This is a genomic window from Amycolatopsis sp. NPDC001319 (assembly GCF_042896185.1).
Classification (GTDB): domain Bacteria; phylum Actinomycetota; class Actinomycetes; order Mycobacteriales; family Pseudonocardiaceae; genus Amycolatopsis.
The window spans coordinates 100,455-115,492 of sequence record NZ_JBIAWY010000003.1 but is presented as its reverse complement, the minus strand read 5'-3'; the positions used below and the strand labels follow the sequence as shown (position 1 = coordinate 115,492).

Annotated in this window: 24 protein-coding genes; 19 read left to right on the top strand and 5 right to left on the bottom strand. The window is 67.3% G+C overall.

Going from position 1 to position 15,038, the window contains the following annotated elements:
* Window positions 1-49 precede the first annotated feature (49 nt).
* Window positions 50-391: a divalent-cation tolerance protein CutA gene (cutA, locus tag ACFY1H_RS10950; RefSeq protein WP_386946107.1), complete on the top strand. Its 342-nt coding sequence runs from the start codon at window positions 50-52 to the stop codon at window positions 389-391.
* Here cutA and ACFY1H_RS10945 read toward each other — a convergent pair.
* Window positions 338-1,678 (bottom strand): hypothetical protein, encoded by a 1,341-nt coding sequence (locus ACFY1H_RS10945; RefSeq protein ID WP_386946105.1) that lies wholly within the window; start codon window positions 1,676-1,678, stop codon window positions 338-340. The genes cutA and ACFY1H_RS10945 overlap by 54 nt on opposite strands.
* Before the next feature lie 176 nt (window positions 1,679-1,854).
* Between ACFY1H_RS10945 and ACFY1H_RS10940 the strand changes: the two genes are divergently transcribed.
* Window positions 1,855-2,055, top strand: a complete 201-nt coding sequence (locus tag ACFY1H_RS10940) for a hypothetical protein (RefSeq protein ID WP_386946103.1) — start codon at window positions 1,855-1,857, stop codon at window positions 2,053-2,055.
* On the opposite strand, the gene ACFY1H_RS10935 is transcribed toward ACFY1H_RS10940, so the two are convergent.
* Window positions 2,052-2,408 (bottom strand): GntR family transcriptional regulator, encoded by a 357-nt coding sequence (locus ACFY1H_RS10935; protein ID WP_386946101.1) that lies wholly within the window; start codon window positions 2,406-2,408, stop codon window positions 2,052-2,054. The two genes, ACFY1H_RS10940 and ACFY1H_RS10935, sit on opposite strands and share 4 nt — an antisense overlap.
* A 193-nt stretch (window positions 2,409-2,601) precedes the next feature.
* On the opposite strand from ACFY1H_RS10935, the gene ACFY1H_RS10930 reads away from it, so the two are divergent.
* The 12 genes from ACFY1H_RS10930 (at window position 2,602) to ACFY1H_RS10875 (ending at window position 11,015) form a co-directional block, all read left to right on the top strand.
* Window positions 2,602-2,889, top strand: coding sequence for a helix-turn-helix transcriptional regulator (locus ACFY1H_RS10930; RefSeq protein WP_386946099.1), 288 nt, complete (start codon window positions 2,602-2,604; stop codon window positions 2,887-2,889).
* Window positions 2,890-2,891: 2 nt separating this feature from the next.
* Window positions 2,892-3,140 (top strand): hypothetical protein, encoded by a 249-nt coding sequence (locus ACFY1H_RS10925; RefSeq protein ID WP_386946097.1) that lies wholly within the window; start codon window positions 2,892-2,894, stop codon window positions 3,138-3,140.
* Window positions 3,141-3,259: 119 nt separating this feature from the next.
* Window positions 3,260-4,120 (top strand): sigma-70 family RNA polymerase sigma factor, encoded by an 861-nt coding sequence (locus ACFY1H_RS10920; RefSeq protein WP_386946096.1) that lies wholly within the window; start codon window positions 3,260-3,262, stop codon window positions 4,118-4,120.
* A gap of 65 nt (window positions 4,121-4,185) precedes the next feature.
* A complete protein-coding gene (locus tag ACFY1H_RS10915) occupies window positions 4,186-4,392 on the top strand; it encodes a hypothetical protein (protein WP_386946094.1) in 207 nt (68 codons plus the stop codon).
* Between the two features lie 194 nt (window positions 4,393-4,586).
* The gene (locus ACFY1H_RS10910) at window positions 4,587-6,023 is read left to right on the top strand and encodes a DUF3987 domain-containing protein (RefSeq protein WP_386946092.1); all 1,437 of its coding nucleotides are present in this window, start codon (window positions 4,587-4,589) and stop codon (window positions 6,021-6,023) included.
* Window positions 6,024-6,725: 702 nt separating this feature from the next.
* Complete coding sequence (locus ACFY1H_RS10905) at window positions 6,726-6,944, top strand: hypothetical protein (RefSeq protein ID WP_386946090.1); 219 nt, start codon at window positions 6,726-6,728, stop codon at window positions 6,942-6,944.
* A gap of 239 nt (window positions 6,945-7,183) precedes the next feature.
* On the top strand, window positions 7,184-7,456 hold the full coding sequence (locus ACFY1H_RS10900) for a hypothetical protein (protein WP_386946088.1): 273 nt from the start codon (window positions 7,184-7,186) through the stop codon (window positions 7,454-7,456).
* Between the two features lie 230 nt (window positions 7,457-7,686).
* Complete coding sequence (locus tag ACFY1H_RS10895) at window positions 7,687-7,962, top strand: hypothetical protein (protein WP_386946086.1); 276 nt, start codon at window positions 7,687-7,689, stop codon at window positions 7,960-7,962.
* Between the two features lie 4 nt (window positions 7,963-7,966).
* Window positions 7,967-8,182 (top strand): excisionase family DNA-binding protein, encoded by a 216-nt coding sequence (locus ACFY1H_RS10890; protein WP_386946084.1) that lies wholly within the window; start codon window positions 7,967-7,969, stop codon window positions 8,180-8,182.
* Window positions 8,183-8,197: 15 nt separating this feature from the next.
* Complete coding sequence (locus ACFY1H_RS10885; RefSeq protein WP_386946082.1) at window positions 8,198-9,565, top strand: tyrosine-type recombinase/integrase; 1,368 nt, start codon at window positions 8,198-8,200, stop codon at window positions 9,563-9,565.
* Between the two features lie 324 nt (window positions 9,566-9,889).
* Complete coding sequence (locus tag ACFY1H_RS10880; RefSeq protein ID WP_386946080.1) at window positions 9,890-10,420, top strand: hypothetical protein; 531 nt, start codon at window positions 9,890-9,892, stop codon at window positions 10,418-10,420.
* Window positions 10,421-10,460: 40 nt separating this feature from the next.
* The gene (locus tag ACFY1H_RS10875; RefSeq protein ID WP_386946078.1) at window positions 10,461-11,015 is read left to right on the top strand and encodes an HD domain-containing protein; all 555 of its coding nucleotides are present in this window, start codon (window positions 10,461-10,463) and stop codon (window positions 11,013-11,015) included.
* On the opposite strand, the gene ACFY1H_RS10870 is transcribed toward ACFY1H_RS10875, so the two are convergent.
* The 3 genes from ACFY1H_RS10870 to ACFY1H_RS10860 form a co-directional block, all read right to left on the bottom strand.
* Window positions 11,003-11,479, bottom strand: a complete 477-nt coding sequence (locus ACFY1H_RS10870; RefSeq protein WP_386946077.1) for an NUDIX hydrolase — start codon at window positions 11,477-11,479, stop codon at window positions 11,003-11,005. The two genes, ACFY1H_RS10875 and ACFY1H_RS10870, sit on opposite strands and share 13 nt — an antisense overlap.
* Window positions 11,476-12,225 carry a helix-turn-helix domain-containing protein gene (locus ACFY1H_RS10865; protein ID WP_386946076.1) on the bottom strand — a complete coding sequence of 250 codons (750 nt, stop codon included), beginning with the start codon at window positions 12,223-12,225 and terminating at the stop codon, window positions 11,476-11,478. The genes ACFY1H_RS10870 and ACFY1H_RS10865 overlap by 4 nt, the downstream gene beginning before the upstream one ends.
* Before the next feature lie 150 nt (window positions 12,226-12,375).
* Window positions 12,376-12,702: a winged helix-turn-helix domain-containing protein gene (locus tag ACFY1H_RS10860; RefSeq protein ID WP_386946074.1), complete on the bottom strand. Its 327-nt coding sequence runs from the start codon at window positions 12,700-12,702 to the stop codon at window positions 12,376-12,378.
* Window positions 12,703-12,820: 118 nt separating this feature from the next.
* Between ACFY1H_RS10860 and ACFY1H_RS10855 the strand changes: the two genes are divergently transcribed.
* The 5 genes from ACFY1H_RS10855 (at window position 12,821) to ACFY1H_RS10835 (ending at window position 15,038) form a co-directional block, all read left to right on the top strand.
* Window positions 12,821-13,111 carry a hypothetical protein gene (locus tag ACFY1H_RS10855; protein WP_386946072.1) on the top strand — a complete coding sequence of 97 codons (291 nt, stop codon included), beginning with the start codon at window positions 12,821-12,823 and terminating at the stop codon, window positions 13,109-13,111.
* Between the two features lie 94 nt (window positions 13,112-13,205).
* A complete protein-coding gene (locus ACFY1H_RS10850) occupies window positions 13,206-13,670 on the top strand; it encodes a Pycsar system effector family protein (RefSeq protein WP_386946070.1) in 465 nt (154 codons plus the stop codon).
* A gap of 131 nt (window positions 13,671-13,801) precedes the next feature.
* Window positions 13,802-14,053, top strand: coding sequence for a hypothetical protein (locus tag ACFY1H_RS10845; protein WP_386946068.1), 252 nt, complete (start codon window positions 13,802-13,804; stop codon window positions 14,051-14,053).
* Window positions 14,050-14,484, top strand: coding sequence for an SsgA family sporulation/cell division regulator (locus ACFY1H_RS10840; protein WP_386946067.1), 435 nt, complete (start codon window positions 14,050-14,052; stop codon window positions 14,482-14,484). Before ACFY1H_RS10845 ends, ACFY1H_RS10840 begins: the two co-directional genes overlap by 4 nt.
* On the top strand, window positions 14,484-15,038 hold the full coding sequence (locus tag ACFY1H_RS10835; protein WP_386946065.1) for an RRQRL motif-containing zinc-binding protein: 555 nt from the start codon (window positions 14,484-14,486) through the stop codon (window positions 15,036-15,038). Before ACFY1H_RS10840 ends, ACFY1H_RS10835 begins: the two co-directional genes overlap by 1 nt.

Below are 15,038 nucleotides of genomic sequence, written 5' to 3'. Positions count from 1 at the left end.
CAAGACGAGGGGCCCAGCAACGCTGCTCTGCGTGAGTACCCTCGCGAGCATGACTGACGTTTGGCAAGTCCAGGTCGCAGCGCCGTCGCGCGAAGCCGCTACGAAGCTTGCCGGAGGGGCTGTGGAATCGCAGCTGGCGGCCGGCGGGCAGGTTTTAGGCCCGGTCACCAGCGTCTTCTGGCACCACGGTGAGTTCGGCCAGAGCGAGGAATGGCTTGTCCTCCTGAAGACGACGTCGGACCGGTACCCGGAGCTGGAACAACACCTGGTCGAACACCACGAGTGGACCAACCCCGAGATCACCGCCGTCCCCTTCGCTGCCGGACTGGCTCCCTACCTAGCTTGGGTTGCCGCCACGACGGGAGACAAGGTCGGTGACAGCGCCGACTGACGCGTGTGGCGCCATGCGCTCAAGCACGGCACTGAGCCGCTGCTGTGGCCGCGCCGATGCCACGTTGGCCGAGAGGTCGAAGGCTCGATCGAGCGACGCAGCAGCATGCTCGACTTCTCCGGCATCCAGGTATGCATCAGCCAGCCAGGACAGGTAAAGCGCCTTGTCACGTGCGTGGCTGTCGTCGTACCTGGACATTGCCGATTCGAGGGCAGGAACCGCGCGAAGCGGGCGCCCCAGCTCCGTCCAACATCGGCCGGCCATGATCTCCAACTCAGTCTGATTGTGCGCCCACGTAGCCCAGTCCGGCCCCGGGCCGACATCGCGCGGATCCGCGAGCGCATCTCCTGCGGCTCCAAGTGCGCGCGCGACACCTTCGGCATTTCCACTCACCGCAAACGACCACGCCCCGCGCTGGTAGAGCAACGATCGAATTGCTGGATCACCTACCTTGTCGGCAATTTTGAACGACTTTGACGACAGATCTGTCGCGTCCTGCCCCTGCGACGTGAGTTGGTACGCGCGATACGCGAGTGCATTCCCGGCAAGGCCCGCGTTTTCCGCTTCCTTTGCCGCGTTAAAGCTCCGCTCGTAAAGATCTCGCGCTTGGTCGTGCCACCCCGCATCGAAAGCAGCCCAGCCAGCCTGCTGAGCCTGCTCGGCGAAAAGGGTTAGAAGTTCACGTCGCGCTCCCCCAACGAAACTAGCGTCCTTGAGCAGACCCGCGGTCTTCTCAACCTCAGCGAGATAAAGGCGATACGTGTCGGCACCACCGAGGTGGTCATCCAAGCGACGAAGCCTGACCATATTGTCGCGAAGCTCAACGACGGTGCTGTCTCCGATCTTATTTCCGCTAACCCCGGATGGCAGTCCGACAAGAGTTGTCGCGGCGACACCGGCTCCAAGCCTCATGAAATCCCTGCGCAGCACCGAAAAGCCTCCATCCGAATCGTGAATCGACTTGGTTGCTTCGGCAGTTACCTCGGCCGCAATTTCCCATGGGCGCGGCGCTAGATTGAGCATCGCCCCTGGAATTCGTAGGCCGTCTGCTACCCGCTCGAAGAGCTCGATGCGCTGCGCCTGCACGCGCCCGCTGATGTAGTCCTGAACTCGTGAAACGGTTAGCTCACATCGCCTAGCCAGGTGCGACGCGGTGAATCCCACGCCACCCCACTGCTTGGCCAGACGAAGTACCGCGCCGATATCGCGCGCCTCGCACGCCGCCGTGAAATCGGGACGCGCGAGCACCTCGGCCGGCAGATAGTCCGCTGGTCGCTGCCTTGCCATGCCGATCCTCCTCGGTAGCGACCCGCCGACGCCAATGTTACTCGCGGGTTTACCCACTGCGGGTACTCAAGTCGACCTTATTGCAGCCCTGTGACCAGGGGTTTTCTAGAGACGTCAGCAACACGATGGCGAACCCAGAGCCACCAGAGGCGACGGTTCGGACGCAAGGAGACCCGATGGCGAAGAACATCATTCCCGGGATGAAGACCGGCGGCGGCGCACTCCGGAAGGTGATCGGTGCAGCCGTTGCGATCGCGCTCGTGGTCCTGGTCGTGCGCTATCCCGCCGACACAGCAACCTGGGCCAAGAACGCGGCTGCGGTGGCCGGCGACGCGATCGACGGCCTGGTGACGTTCCTCCGGAACCTGGGGAACTAGCCATGGGTACGCAGTTGACTTTCAACGGCCTCAAGCCGAGCAGTGAGATCAGCGAGCACCGCGAAGACATCCTCCAACGTCGCAGGGACCGCACCGACTCTCGTCTCCGGTGCCGGCGCTTGCTGGCGAACGAACGTGCCCATCCCCTGGCGGGTCGTGATGAGCTTCGAGTCCTGGAGCAGCGAGTATGCCCGCTTCACGGTGCCTACCGAGACGCCGAACTGATCAGCGATCTCCTGATGTGGCGGCAGTTTGGCACCGACAGCGTAGGTGCCATCTGCGATGCGAGCTGCAATCGCGTCGGCGACGAGCTGGTAGGACGCACGCGGGTCGTCCGGATCGAAGTTGTCCACGTCACACAGCTTACGCGGGCAGCCAAGCTAGGCCATTCAGGTGATAACAGCTATGTCTGACTTGCCTAGGTATGCTGTTATCCGTAGCGTCTCTCGTGTCGCAGGGATCGCACAAACCCCCAGCGAACAGCAGACGGCCCCGGCGGTGCTGGAACACCGGCCGGGGCCTACATCGAAACCTCTGGGAGCAACGATGCAGGTCGAGAGTAACCGGTACTTCCGGGTCAAGCAGCTGGCGGAGATGCTCGACGTCTCCCGCGCCACCATCTACCGCGCTATCGAGTCCGGGCAGCTCGCCGCCCTGAAGATCGGCACCGGCAAGGGCGCGCTGCGCATCCCCGGTCACGCCGTGAATACCTACCTGAACGGCTGCGCCGAGGCGGCTTACCGCAGCTACGTGGAGGTCGGCGAGTCGGCGGCGGCCGACGACACCAGCACCGAGGGCACCGAGGTCAGCGCCAACGTGGTGGAGGTGGCGTGATCATGGCGGACCGCCTGTTCGTCCCTGCCGCGTTCTGCGAACTGCTGGCCACGATGCCGCCCGCGTCGGCGACACCGTTCGACCGGCTGGCCTGGCTGGACCGCACTGTCGAGCGGCTGCGGCGCGAGGTCACCGGCCCGCACGGGCTGAGCGCGATTCGGCTGGCCCAGGTGATCGACCAGGCCCGCCACGCCACCCACCGCGAGTACGTGGAGGCGGTCGCGGCGGCTGAGTTCGGTCTCGCCGCCTGACCTGACGCACCACCGCCTTTCCCGCGCGTTTTCTGCGCCATTCCACCTTGTTTCGCATTCGTTCCGGGGCACCGCCATGCCTGCTCCCGGTACCGAACTTTGTCCGAAAGGGACAGATCATGACCTGGTACACGCTGCCTGTGTCGGTGAAGCGACAGGAAGACCTCGACGACACCGAAGTGCAGACCCTGGTGCTGTCGGCCCAGACCGGAGACTCGCAGGCGTTCGGCGAGCTGTACCGGCTCTACTACCGGCGCCTGCTCCTGTGGATGCGCTCGAACGCCCCGGACGCGAGCTACGCCGAGGACCTCGTTCAGGAGCTGTTCGCGTGGCTGCTGACCGAAATCGTGGAATACCAGCCCCGTGAGGGCGGCTGCTTCCGGGCGTGGCTCTACGGGCAGGCCAAGATCGTGATGCGTCGTCACCTGTGGGAGCAGGGCGGGCAGCAGCGAGCCGCTGAGGTCGAAGCTGACCGCATCCTGCGGGGCCAGGACGAACACGAGTGCGAGATCGAGCTGTCGCCGGAGGTGGCGGCCGCCCTCGACAGCCTTTCCCCGGTTCGGCGGCGCGACGTCGAGCTGCACCACCTGGAGGGGCTGCCCTACGAGACCGTGGGCGCGGTGACCGGACGCCGCGCGGATACGGCCAAGACCAGCTGCGTCCTGGGAGTGCGGCAGCTGCGTCCGCGGCTTGCAGAGCTGGCGCCCACCCGACGTCGCCAGCCGCCCGAGGGCGCCACCGTGTTCACCCTGAAAGAGGCTGCCGCCCGCTTCGGTGTGCCGTACCGGACCCTCTGGGGCGCGAGCCGTGAGCACCGTTTCCCGACGTACTGGATCGGCAGGCAGCTGTTCGTCACCGCCGACGATCTGGCCGCCTACCTGACCAGCGCGCAGCCCGGCCGGCGTGCAACCGCCAACGCGGCCGTGCCCGCGCCGCGCGACGGCTCGGCCACCCTGCCCGACCGCACATGTGCCGCGTGACCGCCCAAACCTGCTCGGTTCTTGCCGAACTCGCCACTCACTCGATCCCGAGGAGGGATACCGCGATGCCCCAGCGCGCCCCCAAGCCCACCGACGACCCGGCCGGCCGGGAGATGGAGATGGCCGTGGCCGTCCTGACCGACGGCGTCGGCCGCTACTACCTGCCCGTGTTCGTCGCCGGTCCGGACGGCGGCGCGGACTACGTCGGCCTGGCCGTCTACGACGAACTCGAAGCCGCGATGCGCGACAGCGGAGCCACCCCCGACGCCTGACCGGCGCCACGCCCGACCCCGAAGCGCCAGCCGGGGTCCAGACCCCACCGGACCGGGACCGGACCGGACTCGGACCCGGTCACCCCGGCCCACGACCCAGCCCGACCCGAGTACACGGCCCGGGACCAGCACGAGTACACCGTCCCGCCCTGGACTCACGAACGGTCCGGGCACACGACAGCGGAGGTTCACCAGTGACCCAGCCAGACGCCTTCGGGCGGCACCTGCGGGCCGTCACGAACACCCCCGGCGACGCCGTTCACGAACACCCCGCCTCGGCCGAGTCCGCACCCGAGTCCGCCGTCACCGAGTCCGATGTGGCGGAGGCGGAAGCGTTCACGGTCTCCGAGATCAACCGGTCCCGTGCCGCACTCCCGGCAATCGATCCTGCCGTGTTCGACTGCTACCTCGGGGGCCTGGTCGAGTCTGTGGCCGACTACACCGAGGGCGACCCGGTGAACGTCCTGGCGTCTCTGCTGTGCGTTGCCGGGGTCCACCTCGGGCAGGGTCCGCACGTCCGCGCTGGGGACGACCTGCACCCGTTGCTGGTGTGGCCGCTGGTGATCGGGCGGACCAACTCCGGCCGCAAGGGCGCCGGGTGGTCCAGCGCGAAACGCCTGGCCATCGCCGCCGCACCGGACTTCATGGTCACCAACCTGCGGTCCGGGCTCACCTCCGGCGAGGGCCTGGCCCAGATGTTCACCGACGACCCGACCGAGTCGAGCGAGGACGACGACCCGGCCGCGCGGGGTAAGCGCCGCGCGGGTGGCCGGCTGCCGCCCGGGGACCGGCGGTTGGTGGTGTTCGAGGCGGAGTGGGCGGGGGTGATGGAGCGGATGAAGCGTGACGGCAACAGCCTCTCCGCCACGCTGCGCGCGGCGTGGGAGGGCGGGGACCTCTCGACCCTCGCCGTGACCGCGCGGGTGGCTCCGGAGTCGCACGTCGGCATCCTCGGGCACATCACCCCGGACGAGTTCCGCGCCAAGGTCAGTGCGTCGGACCTGGCCGGGGGCACCTACAACCGGTTCCTGCCGGTCATGGTGTCCCGCACCCGGTTCTTGCCCGGTGGGCAGGGCGCGCCCGACACGCTGGTGAAGGGCATCGGCGCTCAGCTGGCCGAGCGGCTGGAGCAGGGCGGGAAGCTCGGGGCGATCGGGTTCACCACCGCGGGCAACGAGCTGTGGCGGCGGCTCTACGTCGAGTTCGGCACCGACACCGGCGACGCTCCGGCCGTGGAGCAGTTCATCTCCCGCGCCGCGCCGTACTGCCTGCGCATCGCGGCGATCCACACCGCGCTCGACGGGGCCACGGCGATCGACACCCGGCACCTGGTCTCCGCCGCCGCGCTCGTGCGCTACTCGATCGCGTCGGCACGCACCGCGCTGAGCAACGACCAGGCCGCCGCGAAGCTGCTGGCCTGGATCGCCGAAGCCGGGGCGACCGGGCGGACCCGGGACGACATCCGGGTCGGCTTCTGTCACAAGCACAAGGGCGCGACCGAGGAAGCGCGCCGGAACCTGGCCACCCTGATCGAGGCCGGGCGGGTGATCGTCGACAAGCGCCCATCCGCCAGCGGGAAGGGACGCGCTACCGAAGTCGTCACCGCCGTGCAAGTCCCGCGCGACGGCTGACCCCCGCGCGGTTAGCGCGGTAGCGCGGTAACTCGCTGACCAGCACAAACGTTGGCGCGGTTTCCGCATTACCGCGCACCGAGCGCGGTAATGCCAGGAAAGGCCACCGCAAAACCGCAGGTCAGGCAATTACCGCGCTACCGCGCTAACCGCGCACACCCCAATACCGCGCACCACCCACCCACCGACCGCGAGGGGAGCACCGACCACATGCCCAGACACCGCGAAAACCGCCCGAATCCGGGCTCCACGCGCCCGCATTCCCCCGCTCCCCTCACTCCCCTCCCCGCACAAACCCGCAGGCCATCGCAGGGGAACCGACGAGGGGAACCGAGGAAGCAGATCCTTCCCGACCGTCCCGCTTCCCCCACCGTTTCCCCCGCCCGCTCACCCACGCTGACCGAGGCCACCATGACCGCGCTCGCACCCGGTGTCCATCAGCGTGAGCACGCACGGCAACCGAGAAAGTTCGCGGTACCGCACGGCCGAATGAGTCGGCCCGGCCCTCGCTAACACCCGCGAAACCGGGGTCCGGACGCGGCCTCCCGGGGTCGACTCATCCGGCTCATTCGCTTCATCCCAGCTCATTCCCGCTGGTCAAGACCCGGATAAGGCAACTCATCCGCCGAATGAGACAGCTCATTCGCAATCGCAAAACTCATCCGCCGACTCATCCCCAACTCATTCGCCCCGGAGGCACCCATGTCCGCGTTCGACGTCCTCGACCAGTACGGCCCAGCCAAGCTGCTCGGCTTCCTGCTCGCCGTCACCGCGTTCCTGACGCTGCACCTCGCGCGGCTCCCCCTCGTCGCCCTCGCCTGGCTCCTGCACCAAGCCATGTGCGGCATCGACCACCTGCTGTCCACCCGCATCACCCCCGCCGGCCACTCCCGACCCCGCCCCGCCGGAGCCCCGACCTGACCGCAACGCGCAGTGGATCCGGCAGTGGAACGGCGCGACGCGAGTGGATCCCCACTCGACGACCCACTGACCCGACCCACTGCGCGCCACCAGCGCAGATGACCGCCCAGTGGATCAGTGGATCGACCCGACACGGCCCCGCACGCGGCCCCCAGAGCACGCCTCCCGGCTCGACCCCTCATCCACTCACTGCCCCCGACGACCCCGCCGGACCGCAACGACAGGAAGGAGCTCCGCCCATGTTCAGCGCGTCGGCCGCCGCCCGGATCACCTACTCGAGCGCGGCCCGGCTCCGGCAGCTGGCCGGCCACGCCATCGACCAGATCGACCGCTGCGCACTCACCCTCGCAGCCGTCGCCGACACCACCACCGACACCGCGAAGCACGAGGGACCCGGACAGGGAACCGCCGCGAGGCGAGGGAATTCTCCCTACCCGACTCCCTCAGCGGCCTCCCTACTGCTGAGCTGCGCAGACATGCCCAGGAAGTCGGCCAGGGAGCCTAGGGAATGAAGGGAATCCGGCCCGTTCGGACCCCGAATTCGCGGGTTGGCGACTCTCGCACCGACTCCCTCCCTCGCCCCGCTGTTCCAGCCGTCCTCAGCGGGAGCGCCAGGCGCTAGCCCTGGACCCCCTCCTGCCAGCTTCCGACCCAGCCACCTCGCCAACGGCTGGCAGGAGGGGGACGGCCTCACCGGGCAAGCCGTCCGCCCCGGCACAACTCGCACAGAAAGGCACCACCGATGACCGCTCGCCTGTACCGCTTCCCGAGCCTCGCCACCGCCGACACCGTGGCCGGCCACCCCGACGACGCGCCCTACAGCGGCCCCGTCCCGACGTTCGACCCGGATGCGACCGCCTACACCGTCGACCAAGCCGCGTACCTGATCAGCCTCTCCGTCGACCTCACCCGCGGCTATGTCGAAGACGGCACCATCCCCGCGATCCGCACCGCGAGCGGCTGGGAGGTCCCCCGCAACCGGTTCACCGACTGGATCAACAACCTGCCCGAAGCCTGAGCACTTGGAGACCACTGTGGACACCGCAACAACGAAGCCGCGCGAACTCCTGAGCGTCGAAGCCGCAGCGGAGCAGCTGTCTATTGGCCGAACCACCATGTTCGCACTGATCAAGGCTGGACAGGTCGCCACCGTTCGTGTCGGCCGACGTCGCCTCGTACCCAAGAGCGCACTGATCACGTACGTCGAACAGCTTTCCGCCGCCGCCAAAGCAGCCTGAGATTAGGAGAAGTCCATGCCACGCAAAAAGCGCCCAGAGGGAACGCGTGCGCCGAATGGTGCCAGCTCGATCTACCTCGGCAAAGACGGGAAATGGCACGGCCGCGTAACCATGGGAATCCGCGACGACGGCACGCCGGACCGACGACACGTCGAACGCAAAACCGAGGCTGAGGTTATCGAGGCCGTCCGCACGCTCGAAAAGCAACGCGATTCGGGCAAGGTCAAGAAGGCTGGTCGCTCGTGGACAGTTGAGAAGTGGCTTACCCACTGGCTCGACAACATCGCGCTTCCGTCGGTCCGCTACAAGGCCGGAAACGCGTACCGCACCGCCGTGAACAAGCACCTCATTCCGAATCTCGGTGCACACCGCGTCGACAAGATCGAGCCCGAGCACTTCGAAAAGCTGTACGCGAAGATGCTCAAGTCCGGGCTCAAATCGGCGACGGCGCACCAGGTGCACCGCACCGCACGGACCGCGTTCGGCGAGGCCCTTCGCCGCGGGCACATCACCGGCAATCCGGTGGAGCTGGCGAAGCCGCCGCGCGTTGAAGAACACGAGATCGAGCCGTTCGAGGCGAACGAGATCGGCCGGCTCCTGGTGACCGCGCTTACGCGGCGAAATGGAACCCGGTTCGTACTCGCACTCGCGCTTGGCACTCGGCAGGGTGAAACCATCGGGCTGAAATGGTCGCGGCTCGATCGGGAGTACCGGGCCCTGCGGATCGCGAAGCAATTGCAGCGCCAGACATGGCAGCACGGGTGCCACAACCCGCACAAGTGCGGCGCGAAATACCACAAGGTGAAGTCCTGCCCCGAGGACTGCAAACGGCACCACCGGAAGCCGTGCCCGCCGCCGTGCCCGCCAGACTGCGTGAGCCACGCCCGGTGGTGTCCGCAGCGGCACGGCGGCGGCCTGGTCGAGGTCGACGTCAAGTCGTCGGCCGGCCGCCGGGGCATCGTGCTGCCGGACCGGCTCTACGACCTCCTGATGGCACACGAGGAACGACAGGCCAAGGAGCGGGAGCACGCCGGATCCGAGTGGCACGGGGGCGAGTGGATGTTCACCCAGCCGAACGGGAAGCCGCTCGACCCGCGCCGGGACCTTGACGAGTGGAAGGCGCTGCTCGAAGAGGCGGGCGTACGGGAGGCCCGGCTGCACGACGCACGGCACACCGCGGCCACCGTGCTGCTCGTGCTCGGGGTGCCGGAGCGAGCCGTGATGGAGTTCATGGGCTGGTCGAACAGCACCATGGCGAAGCGGTACCAGCACATGACGGGCGGGCTCCGCCGGGACATTGCGGACCAGCTGAACGAGTTCCTGTGGAAGCCCGAACACAAGGCCAAGGGCAAGGGACGGAAGGGGCGCAAGAAGAGCGATTGAGACGGAGACTGAGACGGAGCGCGCGCAAAACAGCCCCCACCGAACTCGGTGGGGGCTGTTTTGGCTGATCAGAACGGTGGCCAGGGCCGGGGTCGAACCGGCGACCTTCCGCTTTTCAGGTCTCGGGTAGCTCGTTCACGGCGGTCCGTCAGGGCCATCCATGCAGTTCAGGGCGGTCCCGCGGACTACTGCGAACCAGCTCGGCCGAGGGTGAATGGAACCCCTCTTGGGCACCTGCGGGCACCTCAGCCGATCGTGCGACACGGAGGCGACGCGGCTCTGAGCTGGCGCACTGGGTGCCCTTGGAGGGGAAGGATGAAGCACATGACCGTAGCCGCCTTTGTAGTCTCGATCGTCGCTCTGCTTGTAGCCGGCCTTAGCGTCTTCTACACCAAGCAGCAGGCGGCGGCCGCCACGAAGACCGCCCAACTCGAAGCCGCGCGGCGCCACGACGAGGAACAGCCGGCACTCACCGATGGCGAGGTTCAGCCGAAGAACCAGGGAGGCTGGTACCGACTCCACTTCCGCATCCTGCACTCCCCAGCCCTGGCCAGGGTCGAGGCCGAAATCGTCGACACGCGCGGCGTGTCCTTTCGACAGGGAGTCGACGGCGTGCCTCCCCGCAGAGAAGGGCGCGCGCTAGACGCATTCTACGTGCCCGAATTTAACCGAGTCGCAAACAAAGAAAGCCTCGGTACAGGCGATGCCTTGTACTGGGTTCTAGAATTTGAAGAAGAACGAGATAAGATCATTCACATTCGGCTGACGTGCCACGCCATCGACGGCCGAAAATGGACAATTCATCGCCAAGTTGCATCACCAAGGAAGCCGCCCAGGATGACTTATGTAGAATAGCGAATCAACGTTGCCGCCCCCAGGAAGGTACAGTCAGAAAATGTCTACACTAGTCGAGGGCGCTGCGCAGCTAGCGGAGCAACTCGTTAGCCCACTCGGGCGTCGTTGGACTCACGTTCAGGCTGTAGCGACACGCGCACTCGAACTGACGGGCGCCGTCAGGCCAGAGCAGAGCGAGACGCTAGTGGCCGCCGCCTGGCTGCACGATATTGGCTATGCACCTGAAATCGGCCTGACTAAGTTCCACCCCTTAGACGGCGCACGTTACCTCAAGCGCCTTGACTGGCCAGACGAGATCGTGAATCTAGTTGCACACCATTCGGGCGCCCGCTTCGAAGCAGCCGAACGCGGAATGTCCGCGGAGTTGAGTGAATTCCCGTTTGACGATAGTCCGACCTTAGACGCCTTAGTTACCGCAGACCTGACGACCGGCCCTGATGGCCAGCGCCTTAGCTACGATGAGCGGATCGCTGAAATTCTTAGGCGGTACCCAGTTGACGACCCGGTGCACCGCACTTGGCTGAAAGCCGGACCAATCCTAAAAGATTCTGTGCGGCGAACCGAGAAACGACTTACCGAGCCTCAACCCAGGTAGGGAGCAGTCCGCGTACTGTCCAACGCATGAGAAATCCTCAGTCGCATGGACGGGTGGATGTTCAAGCTATCTAGTTCTGCGGGATTCACCCAACGCACCGCCTTAGTCTCGGTGCCATCCTCCCGCGGCCGGCCGCCAGTCCACCGCCCTTCAAAGCAGAGCGAGAACTGTTGCCGAACCTCGCCGTCGTCGTACGCCATGACGTGGTTCGGGTCGGTGTACGTCCCGATCAGGCGGACTACCTCGACGTCCAAGCCGGTCTCTTCCCGGACCTCGCGGACCGCGGTGTCCGTTATACGCTCCCCTGCGTCATGACCGCCGCCCGGCAACGCCCACAGGTCATTGTCGATCTTGTGGATGAGCAGAATCCGGCCCGCTCCGTCGCGAATCGCCACCGTCACCGACGGAACCACGCTGTTCGCGGCTGGGGCGTTCGGGTCGTTGAGGTAGTCGATTCGACTCACGCGCTCTCCTGAGGCTTCTCGGGGACGCCGGCGGACCAGGTCCGCTCGAACGACTTCATGTAGTGCTGCCACATCTGGCCGCTCGGCTGTCGCCGAAGGTGCATCACCGGGCTCTGACCAGCGAGGGCACCGAACGCATGTCCGTTGACCAGTAGGTCATCGTCGAAGCGGTAGAGCGAGTTGTACAGGATCTCACCGTGCGTCCTGACCTCGACTCCGTCAAGGTCAGCCACGTCCGCGAGGTACCGCCGCATGAGCTGAATGCGTCCCTCCAGGCCGCCCGGAGTCCCCTCTTCGATCGCGCGCTGCTTGACGGCCGACGTCGTCTCATCGCCGACCAGCAGACGGAACCGGACACCGGCCGCGGCTTTCGCGCGAACCAGCGGGACGAAGTTGTACTGCTCCACGAGGAAGGCGCCGGAGAAGACCAGGACGTCCATGCTTTCCCGGACACCGTTGAGCAGAGCTTCCCAACCCGCGCCCGTGATGGCAGACCGGGACGGATACAGGTGCACAAGCTCAGATTCCGTCGCTGCGGGACGGGTGTCCGACGCGAGCGACGGCCAGATGTCCTCTTCTCGCCCCCCAAGTACCGCGAGGATCTTGTGTCGGGTGCCGCGGTGGGGCACCCGTTCGTTGCTGATCCACCGGCCTGCCGTCTTCGGGTCGACCCCCACTCGTTCGGCAAGGTCATCCACGGTGAGGTTGGCGGCCAACATGGCGGTTCGGAGCCGGTCGTTAGCCATGCCGCCCCCTCCCTTGCGGGACGTTTCCGGACGTTTCGTGAGGACGTTTCAGGGCGCGGGGACGTCCACAAAGATCCTTGGAAGTGCGGTACTCGCGTCCCCTGACCTGCGGTTTCCTTAGGACATGACAGCGCACCGGAACACCAGCCCTCAACGCTCCCCCACCAACTTCTCCAAGGCGTCGACCCGCTTGCGCAGCTCGGCAAGCTCGCCGGCCATCGCCGTCAGAGGGTCGACCGCCTTACCTGGCACCTCGTTGACGAAGACGCCAACGGACGGCGTCGCCGTAAGCCACTTCTCGTCCTGCAGCAGCCGCAACGCCTTCTGCGCTGTACCTAGCGCAACGTCGTACTTGTCTGCCAGGACTCGGTTGCCGGGGAGCTTGTCCCCCGGCTTCAGGACACCCCGCCGGATGTCCGCCCGGATCTGTTCGGCCACTCGCTCGTAGGTAGCCATTGCTGCCGCGCTGCCGTCCATAGGGCGAGTCTAGCCAGACTGACTCAAACCGACATACATCACTCGAACGACGTAGTGCCAACTGACTCATACCGATCTAGATTGATCTGTGTCAGTTGAGCAACTCGGAAGGACCCCAATGAACTCCGCACGAATCACCAACCGCGTCATCCAGGCCGCCGTTGACGGCGTTCCCGCTGGTCAGGGCTTCTACCCGGACGGCTTGGACGAGTCTGCCATTGACGCGCTGCTCGCCGAGCTGGACCAGGAGCTGACCGCCGCGACGACCGTCGCCGAAGTCCGCACCCGGCACGCGTTCATCGACGCGCAGCACGCCCACCGCACCCGCCGGCGCACCGACCGCGCGGCGCTGCGAGTGCTGCCGGTCCGGCTGGACACCACCACCGCGACCCGAGGGGAGGCGGCGTGAGCGGGCAAAACGACTCCGGCGCCTGGCACCGCGAGCTGCAGCGCCAGCAGGAAGAGATCCAGCGCAAGCAGCGCGAAGCCCAGGGAGCGAACCGATGACCTACGCCGACGCGATGCCTCACGTCCACGTCGCTCACGAACAGGCCCGTTCGGAGCTGGGTAAGGCGGATACGAAGGTGACCACGCTGCTCGGGCTGGTCGGCCTGGCCTTCTCCGGCGTGGTAGCCCTGACCACCCGGCAGACGTCGCCGGCCGCGACGGTCGGGCTGTGGCTGGCCGCCGCGCCGATCTTCGCCGCGGTGCTGGTCCTGCTCTCCGCGGTCCGACCCCGGCTCACGCAGTTCCCCACGCCGGGTTCCTGGCTGGACGCCGCCTACAACGGCCCGGCCGCGCTGCTGGAAGCCGGGAGCGTCCCCGTCACCGCGACGCTGGCCGTCGACACCGCCCACCTCGGTGGGATCGCGGTCCGCAAGTACCGGCAGATCTCCACCGCGATGGCGCTACTGGTCGTCGGGCTGTCGCTGCTGGCCGTCGCGCTGCTGCTGGCGGCGCTGACATGACCGCCCCTCCCAGCATCCCCGCCGTATCCGCCGTTTCTGACCCCAGCCTGGGCGGCTCGAACCGCCAAGAACGCTCCGACCAGGCCGGGACTCCCCACCACCACGCAGGTAGCAACTCGGAGAGGTTTCCCATGGTAGGCACCACCACCGCGCTCAGCGCGGGACAGTACAAGGACATCACCACCCTGCTCGCGCAGCAGCCCATCCGCGGCGCGAACTACGGCACCGACGCGGAATACACCGCCGCCCGCGTGGCGTGGCTGTTCGCGATGGCCGACGCCCTGGACGACGCGTGCCTCACCGACGACGCGCAGGACGTCCGCGAATCCGCCCTCACGCTGGTCCGTGAGTCGGTCGAGCTGGTCTCCGGCGGTGCGGCATGACCGCCCGCACGACGCTGCGCCGGCGCCTGACGGCGGGAACGGTGATCTGCCCGGCCGGCGGCCCGGCCCTAGACGGCGGCCACCGCACGGTCACCGTCACCTACCGGGTGTCGGACCCGTTCGCGGTGGAGCTGGACGTGCCGGACGGCCCGATCTCGGTGGTGTGGCTGCTCTCCCGGGATCTGCTGGCCGATGGGCTGAACGCGCCGGCCGGGATCGGGGACATCGAGGTGACCCCGGCGACGAAGGACGACGCGGTCACCTGGGTGACGCTGCACGACCCCCAGAGCACGGGGAGCTGCAACCTCGCGTTCAAGCGCGCCGAGCTGGAACGGTTCCTGGACGAGTCGGACGCGATGGTGCCGGCCGGCACCGAAGCGACCCGGATCAACTGGGACCGCGAACTCGCGCTGTTGGCGGGTGATCGGTGATGGCCCGCAAGTTCCCCTGGGTCCTCGCGCCCGTGGCGTGGTCCCCGGATCTCGAGTTCACCCGCGGCCGGGTGGACGGGCTGCCGCTGCTGTCCTACGGCATCGCCCCGCGCGGCAAGCTCGCCACTCGTCGGCAGCTCCGGCGCATGGGGTTGCGGCCCGGCGGAGCGGACCCGGTGGCGGTGCTGTACTTCCGCTGCCACCGCGCCGGCAAGCTCGTCTACGCCAACCTCTACCTCATCGCGTCGGCCAAGCCGGTCCGCCCGATGACCCCGGCCCGCGCCGCCGCGCTGGACAAGGCGATGGCCGCCCGCCGGACCTGCCGCGAGTGCGGCGAACTCGGATGGACGGAACTCCCCAAGCCGCACCGCACGTGCGACGCCTGTCTCTACTCCGCCGGGCTCGCCCCGGACTCGCACCTGCACGAGTACGTGACCGGCGAACCCGTCGTGTCGCCGACCGACCTTCCCGTCCGCTCTGCCGGGCTGGCTCCGGTGATCCCGCTTCCCGCAGGGCGCTGTGCGCGTGTCGACTACCCGAAGGTGGTGACCTGA